Source organism: Bacillus cereus group sp. Bc010, assembly GCF_027716745.1.
Taxonomy (GTDB): domain Bacteria; phylum Bacillota; class Bacilli; order Bacillales; family Bacillaceae_G; genus Bacillus_A; species Bacillus_A pacificus.
This window is the reverse complement of record NZ_JAQFUY010000011.1, coordinates 93,503-116,504: the sequence shown is the minus strand read 5'-3', so window position 1 is coordinate 116,504 and position 23,002 is coordinate 93,503. Positions and strand designations below refer to the sequence as shown.

Sequence of the window (23,002 nt, the reverse complement as noted above, 5' to 3'; positions counted from 1 at the left end):
ACAATATGAAGAAATTTGAGGAATTAGCAACGTATTACATAGACGAATTAGAAAGGTACTCTATAGAACAATTTAGGATGAAGCCTTCTCATGAGGAATGGTCTCTCGGTCAAATGTATAATCACTTAATTTCAGCTACACGCATGCAGTTAGATGCAATCGCGAAATGCAGAACTGAATTACCTTCTGTAACTAACAAGAAAACAGATATGGGAGAAAAGGTATATAGGATGGGGGCTTTCCCAGACATAAAAATCAAATTACCAGATCATCCTGGATATACGCCTGAAAACCCAGCTAATAAAGAAGACGTACAGAAACAGCTTCTAGAATTAATTACAATTGTTAAAGACATTGAGCCAACACTTTCTTCTATCCCAAGTGATTGTAAAGTCGAACATCCTGGGCTTGGTTACTTACATGCAGCAGAATGGTTCCAGCTTATTTTTATGCATTTTGCACATCATCTTCGTCAGAAAGAGCGATTAGAGAACGCAATTTCATAATTTCTCATAAAGGGAAAATGGAATCCTCCCACCAATATAGTGGGAGGAAGAATAAAATGTTTTAAAGATGGCTCAGATATTTACCTGGCCATCTTTTTAATCATGACTATTAAAATGGAACTATACAAAGTACGCTACTAATTTGTAAGAACCCTCGTTGAAAAACTGAATTGAGACAATTATATACATTACTGAAAGTGAAAGTTCAAATAAAGTACTATTTTTATTTCTCAACAAAAAAACGTAGGGAATATAACAAATTACGAATATCACGTATTATAACAAATGGTGCGATTAAAGAATAATTTTTATAAAGCCCGCCATAATCATTCCCTCCTTTAATTCCTTAGACAAATATTCACACAAACTGTATTATACATTTCCATATAATTTATCTACACTTAAAAACATAATAACCTTATTTTTCAAACCTATTACAAGCCAAACTTTCTCAACAATTAATTACTAAAATACGATTTACAGCTATAAAACTATCACTTATCATCAAGGGGAATTTTACCATTTAAATAAAATACAGGTAAAATTCCCAGAAAAAAATAAATTGCACAAAGGGGATGGATTATGAAAAAGCTACATGCATTAACATTAACAATAGGGTTACTAGCTTCTACTGTGATTGTACCTACTGCTTCTCTGGCAAAAAGTGATGATTTACCTTACTTAAATGAAATCAAAAAAATGCAGCCCGATGTAAGTACACAAGAGCTAATATCTAGTATTAATGAATTAGCAAACAACACTGGGAATACAAAAGAAGCTGTTTCTGAACAGATTTATAAAGAGCTAAAAGCAGATGAAGAACAAGGCAAAAAAGAAGCAAGTAAAAAAATGAATACTTTAGGAGCTAGTGGTGGTACAGTTTCAGTAGGGAATAGCAATATGGGGGATTTCTTCTATACGGGTTCATACACTGCATACTTAAATCATGGACATGTTGGTATGTATTATAGTTCAAATACAATTGTTGAATCTGTACCAGGTGATGGCGTTCGTACAATTAGTACTACATCCCGTAAAGTAGATAAAGGAGATGCGGTAGTAAAATCCGTAAATACATCTTGGCAAAACAAAAATGATGCGGCATGGTGGGCAAAAGATCGTGTAGGTAAAGATTCATATTCTTATAATTTTGCTACAAATAGAAGTACAACCCATTATGGAGCTAAAAACTGTTCTAAATTAATTTGGTCGGCTTATAAACTTCATGGCGGACTAGATTTAGATAAAGATGGCGGTGCTGGTGTATATCCACGAGATGTTCGTGACGCAAAACAAACCTCAACAATTCGTAATATTTAATACTGAAGAAGAAGTGCAACAACTATAGTTGTTGCACTTCTTCTTATAAAAGGAGCTCATAACAGTGAAAAAAATAATCATTCTTATTTTAAGTGTAATTTTAATTGCAGCACTCATCTATTTTTTCTTCTTTAGAAACAGTACTGTAAATTCGATATCTGAAGAAGATATTGAAAAAAAGGATTTTTTAAAAGATAAACAAGCTGTCATATATCTCTCTTCTACCGCCGACCAAGATATGGATGGCAACGGGATTAGTTATGCGATATTCATCGATAAAAACGAAAAAGCACATGGATATAAAATGAATGGTTTAGAACTCGGCGGAATAGGTGTGTCTGATAACAAAAAAGAAATCGTACTAGAAAGTAAAGATAATATTAAATTTATTGGAGAAGATTTTAAAAATTATAAAATGAAATACCAACATACAGGAGATCAAAGGATATATTTAAAAAAACAAGACTTATTTGTTAACATTTACAATTCAGGCAGTAACTCCACTACTGGCAATTATGATTCAAATGTAATGTATGGTAATCAAAAGCAAATTCATAAAGGAAATATCCCTCATTATCTTATTAGTTCTGGCGTTAATACAGATGAAGTTTTAGTTTTAACTCAAGATATAGATAAAAATGAGCATAGTTTAAAAAAATTATTATTTAATGATTCAACTATGCATCTTGAAGATGTTACAACAATTAATCTTGATAAAAACATGTCGTATTCTAGTTACTCATCTATTTTAAGTGACTCAAATTTTTATTATACGATTTTAATTGAGAATGATAATTCAATTAAAGGAAAAGTATATTTATTACGCATTGATAAAAAATCATTAAAACAAGATTTAATTTTACTTTCTTCCGAGGAGAATTCCACAGCTTCCATACCATTTACAAAAAATAATTCCGCTTATCTACATAACAATGAATTATTTTTTATAAATGGACTAGGTGATGTCATAACTTTTAATACAGAAACAAATGCAGTCAATCTTAAATTCAAAATTGATTACCATGTAACCGATGGCGTTAGATATAATGAACAAACATATTTTGAAGACGATCAATTATATGTATTACGTTATAATGAAAAACAAGAACATAAATATTCTATAGAAACATACTCTCTAACAACCGGTAAAAAAATTAAAACTACTACAATCAAAGACATGGATCAAATTGTTACATCAGTTAAAGGTGGTAAATCCATTTACGCCTACGATTTTAAAATATTGCAACCAAATAAATAATAAGAAGCTCTGTTTTCAATAACAGAGCTTTTCATTTTAACTCCTCCCACTTCGTCCAAACTTCTCTTTCATTTATACGATACATATTATCCTCGCGATCCATAAACCCCTGCACAATAAACTCGCGTCTAATTGTACAAAAATCGTCATGATATTGTTTGATGAATGCATTGATTTCTTTTTCCGTATACTGATTCTCCGCATTTAACTTGCTAATTAAATGCTCTAACAATACTAGTTTTTTCTTCTTTTGACCTGGAATCGATTTTAGACGGTCCTCTTTATCGAAAAAGTTACGAATAGTTGTATCCCTGAATTTCATTTCACTTTCAGTCATTTTGTTGTCCTCCATCGATTTTTTCTTTATCATTTTTATTGATTTTTTTACTTAAAAAGTCAATAAAGTAATAACCACCCATTAACACATAGTAGAACGTAAGTATTCCAAATGCATCTCTCATACTTGTATATACTTCTTTATCAAACAATATAGGTGAAAGGGCATAAACAAGAAAAATAATTAGCGGATTTATAATTAAATAAGAAATATGTTTTCTTTTCATCATATCCCCCCTCTACTCTATGTTTCTCTGTAAATTGTTGTAATTCCTATCTTTTATTTAGCCTACACATGAAATATGGTGAAATTAAGAAAAAAAGGGATATAAAACAACCATTACATTATGAAGAAAATATTTTATCCACTTTAAATACAGTTGTACACCTTTCTTACAACTGTATTTCTTTTTCATTTTTACTCCTCTCATCTACACTTCTCTTAATTTATTTATTACTTTTACGTCTGCAACTTTTTATTTAAATTAATAAATTCAATATGGTAAATTATGTTATAATTTAATTATACATACTTTGGAGGGGAAATAGTGAAAAAAGCTATTATCGTATTAAGCATCCTATATCTTATTTTAACCGTACATACAGGAGCTGTTCTTTTAGGAAAAGAGGATTATAAAGGGACTATCAATACATTAAAGAAAACAAAGGAAACCGCTTCCTTCCAATCTGCAAAAGACGGTGTGATTTTATTAAAAGGAACATTAACTACCGCGCAACCTATTACAGAGGAAAAACTTCAAAATAAAGAATTCGCACTCCTTGAAATTAATACATATAAACGACGAAAAGCAAATTGGATAAACATTAATACTGAGCAGCATATTGCAAAGCAACTCTTACTAAACAACGAGACTCTTCCTGTCTTAAAAGAAATCCGTTTCTCAATGGAACCAATTACACTGTCAGGCAAAGATATTTCTGCCGAAGACTATTCACTAAAAAAGAATGATACCCAATTAACAATTAAAGGTAAAGGATACCGATACACCGGAATAGAAAACAAATCAGACGTTCTTATTTTTGGCATAAAAAAAGGAGATACACTTGAAGGTTATAGTGGCTCTGAAATTCTAATAGGAAAAACAAAAGAGGACATTGCCAGCAACATGAAACTATATACTTTTGCTGAAAAATATGGTCCATTTGTTTGGATTGTAGCTACAATTATTCTTATAAGTATTGCTATATACTTCTTCCGTAAAAATAGAAAAACAAATGAAATTTCTCAGCCAATAAAACAAAACTAATAAAAAAAGCACCATTTCGGTGCTTTTTTATGTTCCTTATTTACGCTTCAATCGATTGATTTTCAGCAATATTTCTAAATTGTCGTTTGTGCATCCAAGTTAATGAAGCGATTGTTCCAAGTGATAATACAACGATGAAGATCATGAGCATTCCAATGTTTTGCCACATGAAGTTAAAGTCTCCGCTTGATACGACTGCCTTCAATCCAGATACAGAGTATGTCATCGGTAACCAAGCATTGAATGGTTGTAAAAACTTCGGAATCAATTCTAGCGGGAATGTTCCAGCACTTGTTGTCAGCTGAATAATTAATGTGATGATGGCAATGAAACGTCCTGCATCACCGAATGCTGTTACTAAACATTGAATTAATGCGATAAACGCTAAGCTTGTAACGATGCTAAAGAGTATGAAATACGGAATGCTTTGTACTTCTACACCTAATCCGAATAGTAATATGACATCAGCTACTACTGCTTGAATAATACCGACTGATAGTAATACGCCGAACTTACTAATAAACCAGCTAAACCCTGATTTTGGAACACCAACTGTATCACGTAATGGATATACGATTGATAATAGTAATGCCCCAACAAATAAACCGAGTGATAAGAAATACGGTGTAAATCCAGTTCCGTAGTTTGGAACTTCCGCTATTTTCTCCGTCTTCACTTTTACAGGACTTGCAAACATATCATACGTTTTATCCGTCCCTTTTACTTCACCAGTTTTTTCTGCTCCTTCGCCAAGTTTCTCAGCAAGTTCACCTGAACCATCATTTACTTTTTCGAGGCCATCCGTTACTTTTCCGGATCCGTCTGCTAGTTTATTTACGCCGTCGATTAGCTGGGTTGAGCCGGTTGACATTTTATTTAGGCCACCATTTAGAGTACCTAAGCCAGTTGTTACTTGATTAGATCCATCTGCTAATTGATTTACGCCACCTGCCATTTGGTTTGCTCCTACAGATAATGTTCCTAAACCATCTGTTACTTGGCTTGAACCATCTGCTAATTGATTTACGCCACCTGCCATTTGGTTTGCTCCTGCGGATAATGTTCCTAAACCGCCTGTTACTTGACCAGAACCATCTGCTAATTGATTTACTCCTGCAGATAATGTTCCTAAACCACCTGTTACTTGGCTTGAGCCATCTGCTAATTTCGTTACACCTACAGATAATGTCCCTAAACCGCCTGTTACTTGACCAGAACCATCTGCTAATTTGGATACTCCTACAGATAATGTTCCTAAACCGCCTGTTACTTGACCAGAACCATCTGCTAATTGATTTACTCCTGCAGATAATTGACCTAATCCTGCTGTCACTTTTTCAGAGCCACTTTGTAATTGCGTTACTCCATCAATTAATTGAACTGATCCATCTTTTAATTTATCGGCACCTATTTTTGCATTATCTAATCCCTCACCAAATCCATGAAACTTACTAACAAATTCATTTTGTGCGCTCGTTAGTTTCTCAATACCACCTGCTAGAGTTTTTATCCCTGCTGGATTTGATAAGTTTTTTTGCAACCCATTTGTTGTTTGATGTATTTCACCTTTTAATTGTTTCACTTCTTCATTTAATTTATTTGTTCCACCTGCTACTCCGGCAGCTTTTTGCTGAACTGTCGCTGTACTTTTTACAGCACTTGTTACGAATGGCTGTAACTGCTCTTGATATTCTTTTGGTAAACTTTCAATTTGCTTTTGTAAATTCGCTACCTCTTGTGCTGCATTTTTTGCATCTCCTGCTGTTGATTGCGTAAGTTCATTTAACTGATTTACATTCGCCCCAGCTCCATCTATTTTTTCATTTACTGTGTTCAATATAGAAGGAACTTTCGACTGCATTTCCTCTAAGCCTGCAGCAGACTTTTGTACGCTACTATTTAACTCTTGCAATCCCTTTTGAATTTCTTGAGACCCTTTTTCTAATTGGCTTTGCCCTTCAACAAGTTTTCCCATACCATTTGATAGGTCAGTTGTTCCTGTTTTTAATTCACCGGATTTACTTACTAATTTGTTCAAGCCACCGGTCACTTTCTCAGATCCATCACGCAACTCACCCGTTTTACTATTTAACGTATTTAAACCGTCTGTTACTTTGCCCGAGCCGTCTACTAATTTCCCAATACCTGCATTACTATTTAATGCATGTAAACCATCTGTTACTTTACCTGATCCATCTACTAGTTTCCCAATACCTGCATTGCTATTTAATGCATGTAAACCATCTGTTACTTTGCCTGATCCATCTACTAATTTTCCGATACCTGCATTGCTATTTAATACGTGTAAACCATCTGTTACTTTGCCTGACCCATCTACTAATTTCCCTATACCTATCTGCATTTCACCTGTTTTGCTATTTAGCGTATTTAAACCTACTGTCACTTTCCCTGACCCATCTACTAATTTATTAGATCCATCTGCTAATTTCTGAACTCCATCCTTCATCTCTCCAGACTTCCCTTGAAGTGTATGAAGGCCGTCCGTCACTTTACTTGAACCATCATGCAGCTCACTTGATCCGTCGTGAAGTTTATTTGCTCCTTCCGCCCCATCTGCTAATCCTTTTGAGACGTCTTGAATGGAATCAAACATTTTCTCTGCATATGTTTTCGTTAACGTACTTGATACTTCACCTTTAATTTTTTCAATGGCTGTTCCGCCAATTTGTGAAGATAGGAAGTTCAAGCTTTCGTTTGGAATATATTCTAAGTTTAATGGCTTCGGATCGTCTTTTAATAACGTTGTAGCGTTACTTGAGAAGTCATCTGGAATGCGTACTAACATGTAATACTTTCTGCCTTCCATTCCTTTTTTCGCTTCTTTTTCACTTACAAATTCCCATTTGAAACTTGTATTATCTTTTAAATTATCAACGAGCCCTTTTCCGACCTCAATTGGTTTCCCATCAAATACTGCTCCTTTATCTAAATTGACTACCGCAACTGGTAAATCATCTAACTGTTTATACGGATCCCAGAAGGCCCATAAAAACATACCTGCATATAAAATCGGTACGAATAAAACCGCGATAATTGGAATTAATATTTTTTTACTTTTTATAATTTGTGTGAACTCTTTACGAAGTAACTGATTTCCTTTCATTATTTCTCCCCCTTTTTAAAATGACCAAAACGTTCAATTGGTCATTTTCACCCAAACAAAAAGGCTATACTTATTCATACATATGCCTTATCCCCGAATTTATACTATGCAACTGTTCCTTAATTTGAAAGCAATATTTCTATTATCCCCCCCTTAAATTGTATATATGACCATTTTGTTCATATGGTCATTTTTTATAATAATAAAAGGATTATCTTAATTTGACAATCCTTTTAATAAATAAAGTTCAAATAATTCTGCAATTTTTTCTTTTTCTAGCGGTTCATGATTTTTTTCCCAATCAAAAATAAGCGATACATATAAGCGAAGCATAATAAATGCTGTAATTTCTGGATCACATTTGCTAATTTCACCTTTATCAATCGCAATCTTTAAATACGATTGAATGACAGAAACGATTTCCACATCTACTTGTTGCATCACTTCTTGTACTTCTTTCGTTCCCATATCACGCTCTTCTTGAATTAACTTAATCATGAGCTGATGTTCTTTTCTGAATTCTAATATGCTATATAATGCTCTATGTACATTTTCAAAAAATGAAACTTCTGAACGAATTGCATTTTCTGCAACTTGCTTCATTTCTGTAATTAAATTAGAAATAATCTCGCCAAATAGCTCTTCTTTATTTTTAAAAAAAGTATAAATCGTTCCTTTTCCTACATTCGCTAACTTCGCTACTTGATCCATCGTTGTTGCTTTATAACCGAATGCTGAAAAAGACTTTGTTGCAGCTTCAATAATAGAACGTTTTCGATCTATCGCCACATCTTCACCTCCAAAAATGACCAATTGGATAATATAGTCAATTAGTACATCTTTGATATTACCACACGCTTACATTGTATACAAGTTCTCTTTTTTATTATTTCCAGTATAAAAAATTCCAGTCAAGTTATATCATACTGTTCATAGTGTATCAAAAAGTATACTTGTATGGAAAGCTGGAATATATTCGTAAATAATTGCTGACTAGATCCCAATAGAAATTTAATAAAATAGACAGTGTTCTTAAAACAAAATGTTTAAGAACACTGTCTATTATTTTGACATAGAAAGTAAGATTTTCTCCATCTCTTTCTTAGTTAGCTCATCATCGATTATCTCTTCGTATATCTTTGTATCTCTTGTAAAAATATCATTCACTATGACAATTTGATACTCACTATTCTTACCTTGTGCTGGTACAAACATTTTGAGTCCTTTTAACTTACCCTCTCCATGAGAAGATTTATTATAGACCATTCCTTTCCCTTCTAAACTATAACTTTCTAGATTCTCTTCTCCAGGCATCATGTAGTGTAGTGGGTCCTTATTACCACCTGCATACATTCTTGACTGATAAATTGTAAAACCATATTTCCCTTTTTTATATTCTGATTTAGTAACTAATTCTATATCTCTTCCAAAATATGAATCAGCCCATTCTCTCTTTAACTCATAACCTTCAGGTATATAAGCCGGCTGCTTAATTTGAAATGGCACATGATTTTTCGCTTCTTCTATAGTATATGTTAAAGATTTCTCCAGCTTTTCTCCAAGCGGTTTTAATGTCTTCTCAATAGTAGCTAGTCTTTCCTGATCAGCTTTCTTCAAGCATTCAGGTTTATATTCCTTTGTATCTCCATCATAATTTTCAGGCACATTTTTTTTAACCATTGCTTTTTTACGAATTTCTTGGGCTTCCTTAAATAATTGAACATACTGCTCAAATTCTTCTTTTGTAAAATTCTTTTCTGCCAAATATAAAAAATCTGTATTCATTTTATATGACTTTATTGACATGCCCCATTCTCTACTTGCATTCTCCGGTGTGCCTAATACTGTTTCTATCGCTTCTTCAAAAGCCGCTTTAGATTGCTTTTTTTCTACAACCTTTTCTTTCTGTCTTTCATCCCCCTCAGTTATCCTTGCATTTAATAAAAATCCGCCTGCTATAGCTGCTATAGCAATAACTCCAAGTAAAGAAAGACGATACGATTTCTTTTGGAACTTTTTAATCATAACGATTCTCCTTTTTAATGTTCGTTTATTTCTACTTAAATTTGCTAGGCTTGGTACTTGATAGGAATAATGTTCTAGGAGGGTAATAATTGTATGACCGTATGCAATTTGCTCCTCTTTATCTATAAACGTAAGCGCATATGCATCACAAGCTAATTCTTGATCTTCTATCATACAGAAATAGGCGTACCAAAGAATCGGATTGAACCAATTTAATAAGATTAAACTGTACATAATCCAATTTACAGCTACATCGTTTCTTTTAATATGAGCTAACTCATGGTAAAAAACATGTTGTAATTGTTGCTCGTTTAATACTTTCATATGTTTTTTTGATAGTAATACTTTTGGGCGAAAGAAACTAAACACAGTTGGACTCGCAATCTTTCCTGCTAAACGTAATGAAACTACCTTCTTCATTTTCATAGACTGCTTACAGCGATTAAATACTGTAGCGACTTGTTCATCCATAATATCTGGTTGTTTCTTTATGTAAGAATATAAACGTCTATTTGTAATAAACGTTATAACTGCTAATAGGAATACCCCAACTAACCAAACATACATAGCAAGTTTGTATAAAGAAAATGGAGTCTGTTGTTCCAAACTAACTTCTACTTCCGGTTCGCTAGTTTTTGTAACCATTTTAGAATTTGATTCCACTGTACGGTCGCTTTCTATATTCACTATACTCTCCGTAGACGGCATATTTTTAGGAATAACTTCCGATACGCTAGAACGATAGGAAAGTAATGAATAAATGCTATAAGAACTATCTGGTGACCATGGTAAAAGGAGTCTAATCATTAATACAATCCACAGCATATATTGCCACCGGGGTGTTAATTTATTTCTAAATAAAATTTTTATACATAAAATAAAACCCACTAATATGCTAGCCATAAGTGATGTTTCTATAAGCCAATCAAAAAAATGAGGAAGGTATACATTTATAAGCATGTCTATCATTTTTATCGATCCTTCCTCTTATTCTCCTCTGTCTTCTCATCTAAAATGCGTTTTAGTTCATTAATATCTTCTGAAGATAATTTCTCCTCTTTTAAGAAATTAACAAGTAATGGTTTAAACGCTGCACCGCAAAAACGCTTTAGCAAAGATTTCGTTTCCACTTGTAAATAATTATCTTGTGATACTAACGGATAATAAGCATACATGCGTCCTTTATCTTGATGGTAAGAAACGGCTTCCTTTTGTACTAACCGATTAATTAATGTACGGATTGTTTTCGGTTTCCAGTCCATTTCATCTTCTAGTTCTTCTATAATTTCATTCGCTGTTTGTGGAGAATTAGACCAAAGTACTTTCATAATTTCTAATTCTGCTTCGGATATTTTAGGTAATTGATTTGTCATAATATATTTCACTCCCTCGTACTACATTTGTAATCTATAACTAAGATTACAAATGTAATACTTAATTGTCAACCATATTTTAGAAAAAACTAATTTCAACTAAACCTTACTTCCCAACAACAAATTTCTCTTTTTTCAAATAATCAAATAAAAAAACAAGAAAATATTTACATTTAATAGTAATATAGAAAATAGACAAGTTTATCAAAATAGTGGAGGCTTTTTCAGTCATGATGCGTGCACTTCGTTTAAATATAAAGCAAGCTTTTTGTAATCGTGTTTCTTTAATTATTATGTTTAGTGGATTCGTTCTTATTTGTATTTATCATTATTATTATGTCATTCGTTATTTAGGAGACGCTGCGAGCGGATCTATATCAACAGATATAAAATGGATTGGATTTCGTGATAATGAAATGGATGTTTATTTATTATTAATGCCAGTTATTGCGAGTTTCCCCTTTAGTACAAGTTACAATTCCGATAAGTCAGATAGTTTTAAACCGTTCGTGAGCAAAGGAATTTCTTTATTTCCTTATTCAGTAACGAAATATATCGTTACGTTTTTTTGCGGAGGATTTCTTTATACCTTTCCATTCATCTTATCGTTATTATTTTGCAAATTAACAATTCCAGACGGAACACCTACGATTGGTTCTGGCATCATAAATGAGGATGGAATGTTCGCAAACCTATACTTCGATGCGCCTCTCACTTACATTACGGTATATATTGGAATTAATTTTTTATTTGCAGGTTTAATGGCCCTCTTAGGACTTGCTGCATCTGCATGGTCACAAAAAGACTATATGGCCATTCTATTTCCATTTGCAGTTAACTCCATTCCGTACGTCCTACTAAATACAATATTCCCTACAATAGGTGGAGCACCTATTCATTTATATGATCCAAAGCAACCATTGCAAGGCATGTCACCGTACATTTTAACGATGCAATGTGCTTTCTTCCTTCTCGTTAGCTTACTTATGTATATACAAGGAGTAAAGCGAGATAGAAAAAAATATAAAAGAAGACTGCAAAAAAGAGATCGATGTAGAAAAGCGTTTCAAGTAATTTCAGACTAAATCATTGAACGACTAAGAGCGTAATTCCCTGAGTGAGATTAGAGAATTACGCTCTTATTATCATTACTCATATAATCATCCTCCCCTTTACGACGTACCTGCCAATCCCCATAAAATAACAACCGTTACAAAGTAAATCGCTTTAATACCTACCACTAAACATAACAAACTAATTGCATATTTACTTAGCTCTCTTCTTGCGCCGATTAAAGTAAAAATAACTGCCAAGCTAAACGTTATATAAGATGCTGCTGTTTGTATTAAGTTATATGTAATATCTAAATTTTGTGTAAGTCCTGTTACATCAGCTAGAAATTGAAGCATGACGATTGTACTAAAAAAAATTGCAAGCTGATTCATTATCTTTCCATTTAACCATGCTTGCATCTTTAACCTCCTTACCTTATCAAAAAAACTGAATTATAAAAAATAGAAAAGCCTTTAGTATCAGTAGGCTTTTCTATTCATAACATTTACGGCGTACCTGCCAACATCCATAAAACTACAAAAACAATCATATAGATTATTTGAATTCCTACCGCCGAACATACTGAAATAATGGCATATTTACTTAATTCCTTTTTAATACCCAATATAGTAAATATTACGGCTAGACCGAATGCTATATAAGCGATATTAGTACTAAGCTTGCCTAAATAATACATACCTAGTGGTTGCGTAAGACCTGTTACATCGGCTAGAAACTTAATTATTATGAACATGCTAAAAAAAATCGCTAGTTGGTTCATTAGTTTCCCATTTAGTTGGGATACCATATGTCTACACCCCCTAACAATAAAAATGAATATTCAATCTATTTTACCATGAAATTCCTAATTATGTAAAAGAACGCTCAGTATATTTCTAAGCGTTCTTTTACAATTATTTAAGAAGCTTTCTTCAAATCAATTTGAGCAAGTACTGGGTCGTGGTCACTTACACGTCCATGTTCTTTCATAATGTTTGAGTTTAAGTGTACTGGATCTACTATTGTGTGTGGTGCAATGTTGTTTGTTACTAAAATATGATCTAACACTTGTGCATTTCCTTCATGGATGTACGTGTAGCGATTTTCTTTCGGCACTGTGTTTAACATATTTTTCAAGATTGTTCCTTCTAACGTTTTTAATGGTTTAGCGAACTCAAAATCGTTCATATCCCCTAACACAACAACTGGTGCATTCGTGTTCTTTTTCTGAATACCTTGTACGAAATTGTTTACTTCTTGTGCTAATTGAACTCGTTTTTCTTCACTTTTTAATACGAGCGGTTGTACTTTTCCAAATGGCGTTGCATCTCCTAGTTTTGAGTTTAAGTGATTTGCAACGACGACAACGTTTTGTCCTTGGAATGTAAATTCTGCCGCAAGTGGTTTACGTGTACTTTCAAACAATGGGTTTTCGTCTCCAATGCGAACGACATTTTTATCAAGTAACTTCGGTACCGCTGCTAATTTCACGCGTGATGGGTTGTAGAAGAAACCGACGCGAATATTCGCTCCTGGCGCTCCACCGTCTAGATTATTATGCGGAGCAATTTCTACATACTCATACTTTGGCCCGCGAATTTCTAGCACCGCATCAATAATACGTTTTGCGCTTAATGAAGCATCTGTTGTACCGTCATTAATCGTTCCATTATTATCTTGCATTTCCTCTACCCCGATAATATCTGGCATTTTTAAATTGTATTTAATAGAATACGCTAACGCCTTTACTTTTTCATCTGTTGTTTCTTTTTTATTCGCCGAGAAGTTTTCAATGTTATATGTAGCAACTGTTAACTTATCAAGACGCGGCTGAATATTGGCCCCTACTTGCTTAAATCCGCCGTCTACTACAGATGGTAATTCCGTTATTGGCGAAATGCGGAACGCACCATAATCATATCCGACTACTCCTGTTATATCTCCAGTGAAAGTATCTCCTACTTTTGCTACATAATCACGAGGTACTTTTACAGAAAGACGCTCTGGATTTAATTGATTTTCATCTAATACAGGTGTGCCATATTTCGTTACGACTTTATTCCCGCCATTTTTCACTGTTACATATAAATTCCCGTTTTTCTGAGGGGCAATAATTTTTGGCGTTGGCATCGTAACGCGCATACCTTCTATACTTTCATAAAAGTCGATTGCATCTTCATTTGGATCAAATAAACCAAATGCATCATTATCGATAATTTGATCAGGAATTTTCACACCGTTTTCTCCAAGTACAATCGGTGCTGGTAAAGCTTGATCTTTTGCGATTACAGCAACGCGGCTCGCTTTAATTTCCGTCGTCGTTAAGTCTGTTTCAAACCTTTCTGCATATCCAGGTCCAACATATTCTTCTACTACTCCATCAACTTGAATAAGATCTCCTACTGCTACATTTGCATCTTTTTTGTATACGTACATACCTTCTGAAGTAGCTGGATCATTATCTGGCTGGTTGTCTTCTATATAAAAACCATTTTTATCAAGTGCTGTTACAACGCCTTCCACATTGTATACTTTCTTCCCGTTGTAAGGAGAAATATGTGATTTTCCTTGAATATCATGAATACGAACTGGCTCATTGTTTACGATAATAAATGAAAAAGTTGAAATTCCTGAAGAAGTAAGTCCTTCTTTCTCTGCAATTGCTTTAATTACACTATTTTCATTCACTACAATCTGTCTGTTATAACGAACACTTTTATTTGTAGGGTTAGAACCATCTAACGTGTAATAGATTGTTGCTCCTTCTGTATTCGTTGTTAACGTTACCGCTGTTCCTTTCGCAACTTCTCCGCCACTAGGTGAAGCTACTACATCGCTAACACGGTTTTGTCCTTCTCCTTGAAACTTATGAGCTGTTACTGATTTTAAACCTGGGCTACTAAAATATAATTCAAGCGTCCCTGTTAAACTAACTTTCTTCCCAATATTTTCAGGATGATCTTTTACATTTACTGCCGCTCTCACATCGCCTTTTGGCAACTGAACAGGCATGATTTTGTCTGGATTCGTTTCATTTGGAGAATCGGCAATTGCCACATTTGTGTCGTCAAACTTAGCCGGATCCTTCGTGTACTTAGAAGGGCTTTGCGTATATCCAACGATATATCCTTCCACTGTCCCCTTCGTTTTCCCTTGCTGCTTAAATACTTGAATTGCTTTTTCTACTGACATAGAAGTAGTTTCTTCTGCTTGTACTAAAGTTCCAGTAAATGAAAGCAATAGTATGAATGATAAAAAGACACTTAACAATTTCTTCACAGCCATTTTCCTCTCCCTATTTCATATTTTCTCAGCATTTCTATCATATCAAATGATTCGTTATATAGAATGATATTTCGACAAGTTTTACAAAAAATTAATCTAATTTACTCGTTTTCAAACAATAATACAAAATAATAATTTTACACCTTCTACGAATACGTTTTATAATATGAAAGAAAAAAACAGAAATATCAAAATTTAATTGGCATGTAAAATGGATTCATTTGAATAGGAGTGATTGGATGGAAGTGCAAACAGAAACATACCGCGCAGCTATGAATGGAACATTAGAACGTCATTTTTCAGATATGATTGCTGTTATACCAACTAGAATTACAATTGAGCAGTTAAAACAGCGGCTAGAAACTATCGCTACTAAAGTTGATGAGTTAAAAATTGTTTATAGTGATGAGACAAGCCTTATCGTTGAGTTACATATGGATGAAAAAGTCATACCATATGAACTGCATATTGATGAGGCGAATGACCCAGAAGAATATAAACTGTACAATAGACAAGATTCTACAATCGTAGATCGTCATTTTGAAGATGCGGCTTTCGGTACTGAAATTTTCACCCGTACGCTATTTGTAGGCGATGTGCTAGACTGCTTTTTCCAGCAAATACAGTTTTTATGGAACCTCGCCCCGGATTTGTTATTTGTAATTGATTCAAGTGCCGCAATGAAAGTGATATCTAGAAGCTATATTGAATATCATGTTGAAAATGAATTATTACCTGACATTCCTGACTTATACGTTATTCATTCCGTTTATGAAGACGATAAAGAAGGCGAGCCTACGCAATATTGGTTTCATACACACGGCCTTTTAAGAGCGGGCGTAACAGAAATAGAATTAATTATTCCAAATCGTATTTCTTCCTACTACGGCATTGGTGACCTCTTTCAAACATTTGCGAATAATGCCGTTGAGAATGGACAAGTCCCTATGAATGAGCCTATCGTTATCGCGCATAGTCAGCAAGGTTCTATACATACAGTAGCTGTTCCGTGGGAAAAAGGATTATCTTATATTGGGCATAAAACGAGTATGGATCAATTATCTTCAATTGAGGATGAAGAAGTGAAGCTACAACCTATAGATGCACAAAACACATTCTTAGGCGGGATGGATGACCGAGATGAATACCATCAATCGCCATCTGTTCTCTTGTTCAAATTTGATACTTCTGAAGAATGTATCGAAAGCTTTTTCAAAGAACACGAGGAAGCTACAGGGCTTATGTTCTATAAAACAAATAGTGAAACCGATCGTATGGCTTACAATGCGAAGAATACTTTCGGGTACTTCTGCAACATTTTTCAAATTGAACAATCGAATGAAGATTTTCGTTTTCTCGCTAAGTTTGGTGTTTCCTACGAAGAGGGAAAAAGTGAACATATGTGGTTTGAAATGCAAAACATTACGGAAGAATTCATTCAAGGAATACTCATTAACGAACCATATTTTATAAAAGATATGAGTGAAGGAAATAGTTATCATTTAGATTTTGATGACTTAACAGAATGGGTTATTTATGCAGGAGATGCCGTTATAAAGCCAAATAACTTATATATGTTTATTGGTGAATAAGTAACAAAACGCCTTCAATGTGATTGAAGGCGTTTCTCTTTACTGTGCGATTAATTCCGTATCCATTACTTTCTCCAAATGAGCTAGCACACGCTTTGCTGCTTTCTCACCTTGATCAATACAGTCCGGCAGACCAGAACCAGCGTAGGAACTACCTGCCAAGTATATACCTGGCAACTCTTTCTCCATAAATGTTATGAGTTTCTTCATTCGCTCGTTATGGCCTACTGTATATTGGGGCATCGCTTCTTTCCAGCGGCTTACGACTGTAAACTCTGGATCCTCTGTAATATCCATCGTCTTTCGTAAGTCTTCTAGTACGAGCTGAACGAGTTCCTCTTCTGTTTGTTCTACAACTGCTTCATCACCAGGTCGTCCAACGTAACATCGAAGAAGCATTTTTCCTTCTGGCGTTGTATGTGGCCACTTTTTATGCGTCCACGTACATGCTGTAATTGTATAATCACTATTTCGAGAGACAACAAATCCTGTACCATCAATATCGCGCTGAATGGCTGATTTCGGGAAAGCCATCGCTACATTCGCAACTGATGTGGACGGAATGTTGCGGAAGAAACGAAACTGCTTGTACTGTGCAAACATAGATGGCAATACTTTATGTGAACTTGCCACTACGACCGCGTCCGCTTCTATTTCTTTTCCGTTACTAAGAGTAATCGTATAGCCATCACCCTGTTTTGCAACTTTTTCAATGCGAGTTCCCTTTATTATCGTACCTTCATGCATCTTTGCTTCGAGAGATTCTACAATAGATTCTAAACCTGTTTTCACTGTTTTGAAGATTCCTTTTTTCGGTTCAGCTTTCTCTTCTTTCGGAGCGAGCGTACGCATACCGAGTGAAATACTACGATGTTTCTGCTCAATTTGATACATTTGCGGGAATGTTGACATTAAGCTCATTTCATCAATATCTCCTGCATAAATACCCGATAGTAACGGCTCTATTAAGTTTTCAACCACTTCGTTTCCAAGACGATGTCTGAAAAATTGTCCGAGTGATTGGTCACATACTGGCTTTGACCTCGGCATTAATAGATCAAAACCAGCTCTTAGTTTACCAATTGGGGAGAACAGCTCGGAAAATAGAAACGGCGTAATTTGCGTTGGAATTCCCATCATTGATCCATTCGGCATTTTATGTAACCGATTGTTTACGAGGATAAATGATTGACCGGCCTGATTATTTACAAGTTCATCGCCAAGACCTAATTCTTTCACTAATGTAGCTGCACTTTCTTTTCGTGCTAAGAAAGAATCCGGTCCGCGCTCAATTGTAAATCCATCTTTTCGAACGGTTTGAATTTTTCCGCCGAGTTTACCCGATGCTTCTATCAGTAATGTATCAATCGGCAAGTTTTTTTCATGAATATGTTTTTGTAAGTTATACATTGCTGTTAATCCAGTGATGCCTCCGCCGATGATTACAACTTTTTTCCTCAAGCAGGCTCCCCCTTTCTTCTTACAGTACAGATTCTTTTTTCTTTAATACAACATCTGTTAAACAATCAATAAATGAGTCCGATGCATTTGGCATTTCTGGACGATAATATTTCGCGCCAATTTCATCCGTTACAACTTTACACTCAAAGTCGTTGTCATATAAAACTTCTAAATGTTCCGCAACAAATCCAACTGGTGCGTATACGAATGAAGTGTAACCGTACTTTTCATTTAATTCTCTCGTTAAATCTTGTACATCTGGACCAATCCAAGGATCTGGTGTATTTCCTGCACTTTGCCAGCCTACTGCATAGTTTGCTACTTCAGCACCTCTTGCAATATAATCCGCTGTTTCATTTAATTGATCTGGATATGGATCGCCCATTGCGATAATTTTTTCTGGTAAGCTATGAGCTGATACGATTAATACTGCTTTTTCACGTTCTGCGTCTGACATACCGTTATATATACCTTTCACTGCATCAACCCAGTACTGGATAAATTTCGGTTCTTTATACCAGCTATCGATGCCATGAATTGTTAAGTTTCCAAGTTTCTCAGCTTCTTCTTGTGCTCGTCCAACGTATGATTTTACGCTAAACGTAGAATAGTGCGGCGCAAGAACAAGTGCGATTGCATCTTGTATACCGTCGTTATGCATATCTTTCACTGCATCTTCAATGAACGGTTCAATATGTTTTAAGCCAAGATACATATGGTACTCTACTTCATCTTGTACTTCATTTAAACGCTTCTCTAACTTTTTAGCTTGCTCTAATGTAATAGTAGCTAAAGGAGAAATACCACCAATTGCACGGTAACGCTCTGTTAAATCTTCTAGCATTTCAGGACTTGGCTTTCTTCCTCTGCGAATATGTGTATAGTAACGTTCAATATCTTCTTCTTTATATGGCGTTCCGTATGCCATTACAAGCAAACCAATTTTCTTTTTCATACAGCAATGCTCCTTTACTTCGCTAACTGCCCTTTAGAGTATTCATGAATAAATGTAGTTAAACGTTTTAATGTATCTGGATTTACTTCTGGGAATACACCGTGACCTAAGTTAAAGATATAACCCGGCTGCTTCATCCCTTGATCTAAAATACTTTTTACATGTTCTTCAATAACAGACCATGGTGCAAGTAAGAACGAAGGATCCATATTACCTTGTACCGCCTTATGAACGCCGCGTGCACGTGCTTCTTCAATTGGTAAACGCCAGTCTAAACCGACTACATCAAGCGGTAAGTCGTGCCATTCATTTACTAAGTGCGCAGCTCCTACGCCGTGCATAATCATCGGTACACCCATCGTACGAACTTCTGCAAAAATACGCTCCATTGCTGGTTTAATAAATACGCGGTAATCTGCTACGTTTACTGTTCCAACCCAAGAATCGAAAATTTGAACTGCTTTTGCTCCTGCGTTAATTTGCGCTTTTAAATATGTAATAACCATATCTGCTAGTTTATCCATTAATGCGAACCAAGCTTTCGGCTCTGCATACATAAACGCTTTCGTATTATGGTAGTTACGAGATGGACCGCCTTCAATCATATAGCTCGCTAACGTAAATGGAGCTCCTGAAAAACCGATTAACGGTACGTCTAACATTTCAGTCGTTAATAAACGAATTGTATCTAATATGTACGGTACGTCATCTTCTGGATTGATTTCCCCTAGTTTTTCTACGTCTTGTAAAGAACGGATTGGATTATCAATAACTGGGCCAATACCTGATTTAATTTCTACATCCACACCAATTGCAGGTAGTGGTGACATAATATCTTTATATAGAATTGCTGCGTCTACGTTATATTGATCAACTGGCAGTTTTGTAACGTAAGCACATAACTCTGGATTATGTGTAATTTCAAATAAAGAATACTTTTCTTTTATCTTTCTATATTCCGGCTGCGAACGACCTGCTTGACGCATATACCATGCTGGTACATAATCAGTACGTTCCCCCCTACATGCTTTTAAAAATGTCTCATTTATAGTTCTTACCAAGACCCTAGCTCCCTTCCTTACCACAATGCTTCGAATACGTTCGATATTTATCTTTTTTTACTATACAGCTTGTAAAAACAAAATGCATAATATTATGTACGTTGTTCATTAAATTGACACAAACATTCTTAAAAACGCTTACTATTTTCACAACATTCTTATTATAACACAGAGAAAAACTATGGTTTAGCTACTTTTGACTTTTCTCCTTCACGATTCGTTTGTGTGTTATATGGCACAACGTAAAAACTCGGTTTTGAAAAGATGTTAACGAACTTTTCCTCATATTCCCCGGCACCGTTTACAGTACCTACATGCGTATGAATTCCATTTTCCACTCTATAAATACGATACATAATTCTTTCATCTGGAAGTGGTGTCCAGCTTAATTTCGCTTTAAATAAACCGAAAGGACTAAATGCTAATTTCATTTTCACATCTTCAATCTTGCGCAACCGAATTGGAGCACCGATTGTTTCCACACCTTCTGGCTTCCTAAATTGCTCTTTCTGTTCTACATTTGCTTTCGTTAAAATTTTCTTAAACAATTTCGTTGCTGACGCACTTTCGCCTTGCAACTGATGCTCTTTATCTATGCGGTCATAGCCAATCCAAACAGCACCTACTAAATTTGGCGTATAGCCAACGAACCACATATCTCTCGCTCCATTATCGTCATTTGGTAAGGAAGTTGTACCTGTTTTCCCAGCTAACGCCCCGTTATATACACCGGCTTTCGCTGTCCCTTCCTTTACAACTCCTTCAAGCATTTTCGTCATATACCAAGCCGTTTGTTTCGAGAAAATTTTCGTTTCTACTTTTGGCGATTCTCCAATGACTGCGCCGTGTCTATTTAACACTTTATCAATCACGTGCGGCTCAATAATATCACCATTTGCTAAAAACGCACGGTACATTTTCACAAGATCAAATGGTGAAACCCCGTTTTTTAATCCGCCAAGCGCTGTACTTAAACCAGCATCGGCAATATGAACATTTCCTTTCTCTAAATATTGCTTTCCTTCTTCTACCCCTAACTCATTTAATAAAGAAACTGCCGGTACATTTGCTGACTCTAAAATCGCATCGTACATCGTCATTTCTTTCGAATACTCATGATTATAATTTCGAGGTTCATACCCTTCAAAAGAATGTCTTTCATTCTTTAATAAAGAATACGGATTATACTTTTTCGTTTCGAGTGCTGGCGCATAAACGATAAGTGGTTTTAGCACAGAACCGGGCTGTCTTTTTGCAAAAATACGATTGAACCCTCTCGGAACGTACTTTCTTCCGCCAATCGCTGCTTTAATGCCGCCTGTACGATTATCCATTAATAAAAAAGCACCTTGCGCCCCCTCTTCTTTCCCAGGGAAATTCCTTGCATCTTGAAACTGGTTATATGCTACCTTTTGAATCTTTTCATCCATCGGTACAACAAACGTATACCCTCCGCGAAGTACTTCTTGATGAGACAATCCGTATAAACGTGCTGCTTCATCTATGACCATATCAATATACGGCATATATGCGAGCTCATTCTCATCTAAGTTTTTATAGAGAGCGATTGTCTTTCCTTGATAACGTACGCTTTCTTCGGCAGTCAAATAGCCTTGTTTATGCATAAGTGACAATATGAGATCGCGGCGTTCTTTACTCTTCTCTGGAGAAAAATAAGGTGAATAACCGTTTGGCGACTTCGGAAGACCTGCAAGCATTGCGCCCTCTTCTACTGTTAAATCTTCTACATTTTTATTAAAATATAACTTTGCTGCAGCTTGAATACCGTAAGCTCCATGGCCAAAATAAATATGATTCATATACATTTCAAGAATTTGTTGTTTCGTATATTTTTGCTCTAATTGAAGGGAAATTGCGACTTCCTTCAACTTACGCGTAAATGTTTTTTCGCGAGTTAAAAAGACGTTTTTAGCAAGTTGCTGCGTAATCGTGCTACCGCCTTCGACCTTCTCTCCTGCTAACGTATCTTTATAAAGGGCCCGAAATATAGACGGATAATCGATTCCTTGATGCTCATAAAAACGAGAATCTTCCACCGCAACGAACGCCTGCTGCACATATTTCGGAATTTGCTCGATTGGTACGAGGTCTCTATTTTCTACGTATAATTTCGTAATTTCTTTCCCTTTCTGGTCAACGATACGTGATGAAGAGTGGAAAACGAGCTGCTTTTCATCCATCATATAGCCACCAGCTAACACAATTAGTTTATAAAGGACAATCGCTAATAGTAGCGTTGCTAACCCACCTAATAAAGTCCACTTTACTTTCTTCATACATCGGCCTTCTTTCCAAATGATGGTACATTTATTATTTGAAAAAGAGGTATCTTTATGTATATAATCTTCGAAGTTTTTTAAGAGA

General features: G+C 35.1%; 19 protein-coding genes. 6 read left to right on the top strand and 13 right to left on the bottom strand.

Annotated features, from left to right (window positions below):
• Positions 1–5 precede the first annotated feature (5 nt).
• The 3 genes from PDQ68_RS14655 (at position 6) to PDQ68_RS14645 (ending at position 3,084) form a co-directional block, all read left to right on the top strand.
• Entirely contained in the window at positions 6–506 is a 501-nt protein-coding gene (locus PDQ68_RS14655; RefSeq protein ID WP_016716736.1) for a DinB family protein, read from the top strand.
• Positions 507–1,088: 582 nt separating this feature from the next.
• The gene (locus PDQ68_RS14650) at positions 1,089–1,826 is read left to right on the top strand and encodes a hypothetical protein (protein WP_016716735.1); all 738 of its coding nucleotides are present in this window, start codon (positions 1,089–1,091) and stop codon (positions 1,824–1,826) included.
• A gap of 64 nt (positions 1,827–1,890) precedes the next feature.
• Positions 1,891–3,084, top strand: coding sequence for a hypothetical protein (locus tag PDQ68_RS14645; protein ID WP_000720213.1), 1,194 nt, complete (start codon positions 1,891–1,893; stop codon positions 3,082–3,084).
• A gap of 31 nt (positions 3,085–3,115) precedes the next feature.
• On the opposite strand, the gene PDQ68_RS14640 is transcribed toward PDQ68_RS14645, so the two are convergent.
• Both PDQ68_RS14640 and PDQ68_RS14635 read right to left on the bottom strand, forming a co-directional pair.
• Positions 3,116–3,421 (bottom strand): DUF2087 domain-containing protein, encoded by a 306-nt coding sequence (locus tag PDQ68_RS14640; protein WP_016716734.1) that lies wholly within the window; start codon positions 3,419–3,421, stop codon positions 3,116–3,118.
• Positions 3,414–3,650 (bottom strand): hypothetical protein, encoded by a 237-nt coding sequence (locus tag PDQ68_RS14635; protein ID WP_029141072.1) that lies wholly within the window; start codon positions 3,648–3,650, stop codon positions 3,414–3,416. Before PDQ68_RS14635 ends, PDQ68_RS14640 begins: the two co-directional genes overlap by 8 nt.
• A 318-nt stretch (positions 3,651–3,968) precedes the next feature.
• Here PDQ68_RS14635 and PDQ68_RS14630 point away from each other — a divergent pair, with 318 nt between their 5' ends.
• Positions 3,969–4,688 carry a hypothetical protein gene (locus PDQ68_RS14630; RefSeq protein WP_016716732.1) on the top strand — a complete coding sequence of 240 codons (720 nt, stop codon included), beginning with the start codon at positions 3,969–3,971 and terminating at the stop codon, positions 4,686–4,688.
• Between the two features lie 40 nt (positions 4,689–4,728).
• Here PDQ68_RS14630 and PDQ68_RS14625 read toward each other — a convergent pair whose 3' ends face one another.
• From PDQ68_RS14625 to PDQ68_RS14610, 4 genes are all read right to left on the bottom strand, one after another.
• Positions 4,729–7,812 (bottom strand): YhgE/Pip domain-containing protein, encoded by a 3,084-nt coding sequence (locus PDQ68_RS14625; protein WP_270786877.1) that lies wholly within the window; start codon positions 7,810–7,812, stop codon positions 4,729–4,731.
• Positions 7,813–8,028: 216 nt separating this feature from the next.
• On the bottom strand, positions 8,029–8,601 hold the full coding sequence (locus PDQ68_RS14620; protein WP_000963380.1) for a TetR/AcrR family transcriptional regulator: 573 nt from the start codon (positions 8,599–8,601) through the stop codon (positions 8,029–8,031).
• A gap of 273 nt (positions 8,602–8,874) precedes the next feature.
• Positions 8,875–10,806, bottom strand: coding sequence for a M56 family metallopeptidase (locus tag PDQ68_RS14615; protein WP_270786876.1), 1,932 nt, complete (start codon positions 10,804–10,806; stop codon positions 8,875–8,877).
• Positions 10,807–10,808: 2 nt separating this feature from the next.
• On the bottom strand, positions 10,809–11,210 hold the full coding sequence (locus PDQ68_RS14610) for a BlaI/MecI/CopY family transcriptional regulator (RefSeq protein ID WP_000184506.1): 402 nt from the start codon (positions 11,208–11,210) through the stop codon (positions 10,809–10,811).
• 230 nt (positions 11,211–11,440) lie between these two features.
• On the opposite strand from PDQ68_RS14610, the gene PDQ68_RS14605 reads away from it, so the two are divergent.
• Positions 11,441–12,295 (top strand): hypothetical protein, encoded by an 855-nt coding sequence (locus PDQ68_RS14605; protein WP_061183727.1) that lies wholly within the window; start codon positions 11,441–11,443, stop codon positions 12,293–12,295.
• 87 nt (positions 12,296–12,382) lie between these two features.
• Here PDQ68_RS14605 and PDQ68_RS14600 read toward each other — a convergent pair whose 3' ends face one another.
• The 3 genes from PDQ68_RS14600 to PDQ68_RS14590 all read right to left on the bottom strand — a co-directional run bounded on the left by PDQ68_RS14600 (position 12,383) and on the right by PDQ68_RS14590 (position 15,548).
• Entirely contained in the window at positions 12,383–12,682 is a 300-nt protein-coding gene (locus tag PDQ68_RS14600; protein ID WP_061183728.1) for a hypothetical protein, read from the bottom strand.
• Positions 12,683–12,768: 86 nt separating this feature from the next.
• Complete coding sequence (locus PDQ68_RS14595) at positions 12,769–13,071, bottom strand: hypothetical protein (protein WP_061183729.1); 303 nt, start codon at positions 13,069–13,071, stop codon at positions 12,769–12,771.
• A gap of 110 nt (positions 13,072–13,181) precedes the next feature.
• On the bottom strand, positions 13,182–15,548 hold the full coding sequence (locus PDQ68_RS14590) for a DUF6359 domain-containing protein (RefSeq protein WP_061183730.1): 2,367 nt from the start codon (positions 15,546–15,548) through the stop codon (positions 13,182–13,184).
• A gap of 239 nt (positions 15,549–15,787) precedes the next feature.
• Here PDQ68_RS14590 and PDQ68_RS14585 point away from each other — a divergent pair, with 239 nt between their 5' ends.
• Entirely contained in the window at positions 15,788–17,140 is a 1,353-nt protein-coding gene (locus PDQ68_RS14585) for a DUF4026 domain-containing protein (RefSeq protein WP_061183731.1), read from the top strand.
• 39 nt (positions 17,141–17,179) lie between these two features.
• Here PDQ68_RS14585 and hemY read toward each other — a convergent pair whose 3' ends face one another.
• From hemY to PDQ68_RS14565, 4 genes are all read right to left on the bottom strand, one after another.
• A complete protein-coding gene (gene hemY / locus PDQ68_RS14580; RefSeq protein WP_061183732.1) occupies positions 17,180–18,601 on the bottom strand; it encodes a protoporphyrinogen oxidase in 1,422 nt (473 codons plus the stop codon).
• A 19-nt stretch (positions 18,602–18,620) separates the two neighbouring features.
• Positions 18,621–19,556 carry a ferrochelatase gene (hemH, locus tag PDQ68_RS14575; RefSeq protein ID WP_000726781.1) on the bottom strand — a complete coding sequence of 312 codons (936 nt, stop codon included), beginning with the start codon at positions 19,554–19,556 and terminating at the stop codon, positions 18,621–18,623.
• A gap of 14 nt (positions 19,557–19,570) precedes the next feature.
• On the bottom strand, positions 19,571–20,617 hold the full coding sequence (hemE, locus tag PDQ68_RS14570; RefSeq protein ID WP_061183733.1) for a uroporphyrinogen decarboxylase: 1,047 nt from the start codon (positions 20,615–20,617) through the stop codon (positions 19,571–19,573).
• A gap of 179 nt (positions 20,618–20,796) precedes the next feature.
• Positions 20,797–22,914, bottom strand: coding sequence for a transglycosylase domain-containing protein (locus tag PDQ68_RS14565; RefSeq protein WP_061183734.1), 2,118 nt, complete (start codon positions 22,912–22,914; stop codon positions 20,797–20,799).
• Between the last annotated feature and the right edge of the window lie 88 nt (positions 22,915–23,002).

Bases quoted from the DNA above. Each gene is read 5' to 3' on its own strand.
- PDQ68_RS14655 (WP_016716736.1), top strand. From the start codon at position 6: ATGAAGAAATTTGAGGAATTAGCAACGTATTACATAGACGAATTAGAA.
- PDQ68_RS14650 (WP_016716735.1), top strand. From the start codon at position 1,089: ATGAAAAAGCTACATGCATTAACATTAACAATAGGGTTACTAGCTTCT.
- PDQ68_RS14640 (WP_016716734.1), bottom strand. From the start codon at position 3,421: ATGACTGAAAGTGAAATGAAATTCAGGGATACAACTATTCGTAACTTT.
- PDQ68_RS14635 (WP_029141072.1), bottom strand. From the start codon at position 3,650: ATGATGAAAAGAAAACATATTTCTTATTTAATTATAAATCCGCTAATT.
- PDQ68_RS14625 (WP_270786877.1), bottom strand. From the start codon at position 7,812: ATGAAAGGAAATCAGTTACTTCGTAAAGAGTTCACACAAATTATAAAA.
- PDQ68_RS14615 (WP_270786876.1), bottom strand. From the start codon at position 10,806: ATGATAGACATGCTTATAAATGTATACCTTCCTCATTTTTTTGATTGG.
- PDQ68_RS14610 (WP_000184506.1), bottom strand. From the start codon at position 11,210: ATGACAAATCAATTACCTAAAATATCCGAAGCAGAATTAGAAATTATG.
- PDQ68_RS14605 (WP_061183727.1), top strand. From the start codon at position 11,441: ATGATGCGTGCACTTCGTTTAAATATAAAGCAAGCTTTTTGTAATCGT.
- PDQ68_RS14600 (WP_061183728.1), bottom strand. From the start codon at position 12,682: ATGCAAGCATGGTTAAATGGAAAGATAATGAATCAGCTTGCAATTTTT.
- PDQ68_RS14595 (WP_061183729.1), bottom strand. From the start codon at position 13,071: ATGGTATCCCAACTAAATGGGAAACTAATGAACCAACTAGCGATTTTT.
- PDQ68_RS14590 (WP_061183730.1), bottom strand. From the start codon at position 15,548: ATGGCTGTGAAGAAATTGTTAAGTGTCTTTTTATCATTCATACTATTG.
- PDQ68_RS14585 (WP_061183731.1), top strand. From the start codon at position 15,788: ATGGAAGTGCAAACAGAAACATACCGCGCAGCTATGAATGGAACATTA.
- hemH (WP_000726781.1), bottom strand. From the start codon at position 19,556: ATGAAAAAGAAAATTGGTTTGCTTGTAATGGCATACGGAACGCCATAT.
- PDQ68_RS14565 (WP_061183734.1), bottom strand. From the start codon at position 22,914: ATGAAGAAAGTAAAGTGGACTTTATTAGGTGGGTTAGCAACGCTACTA.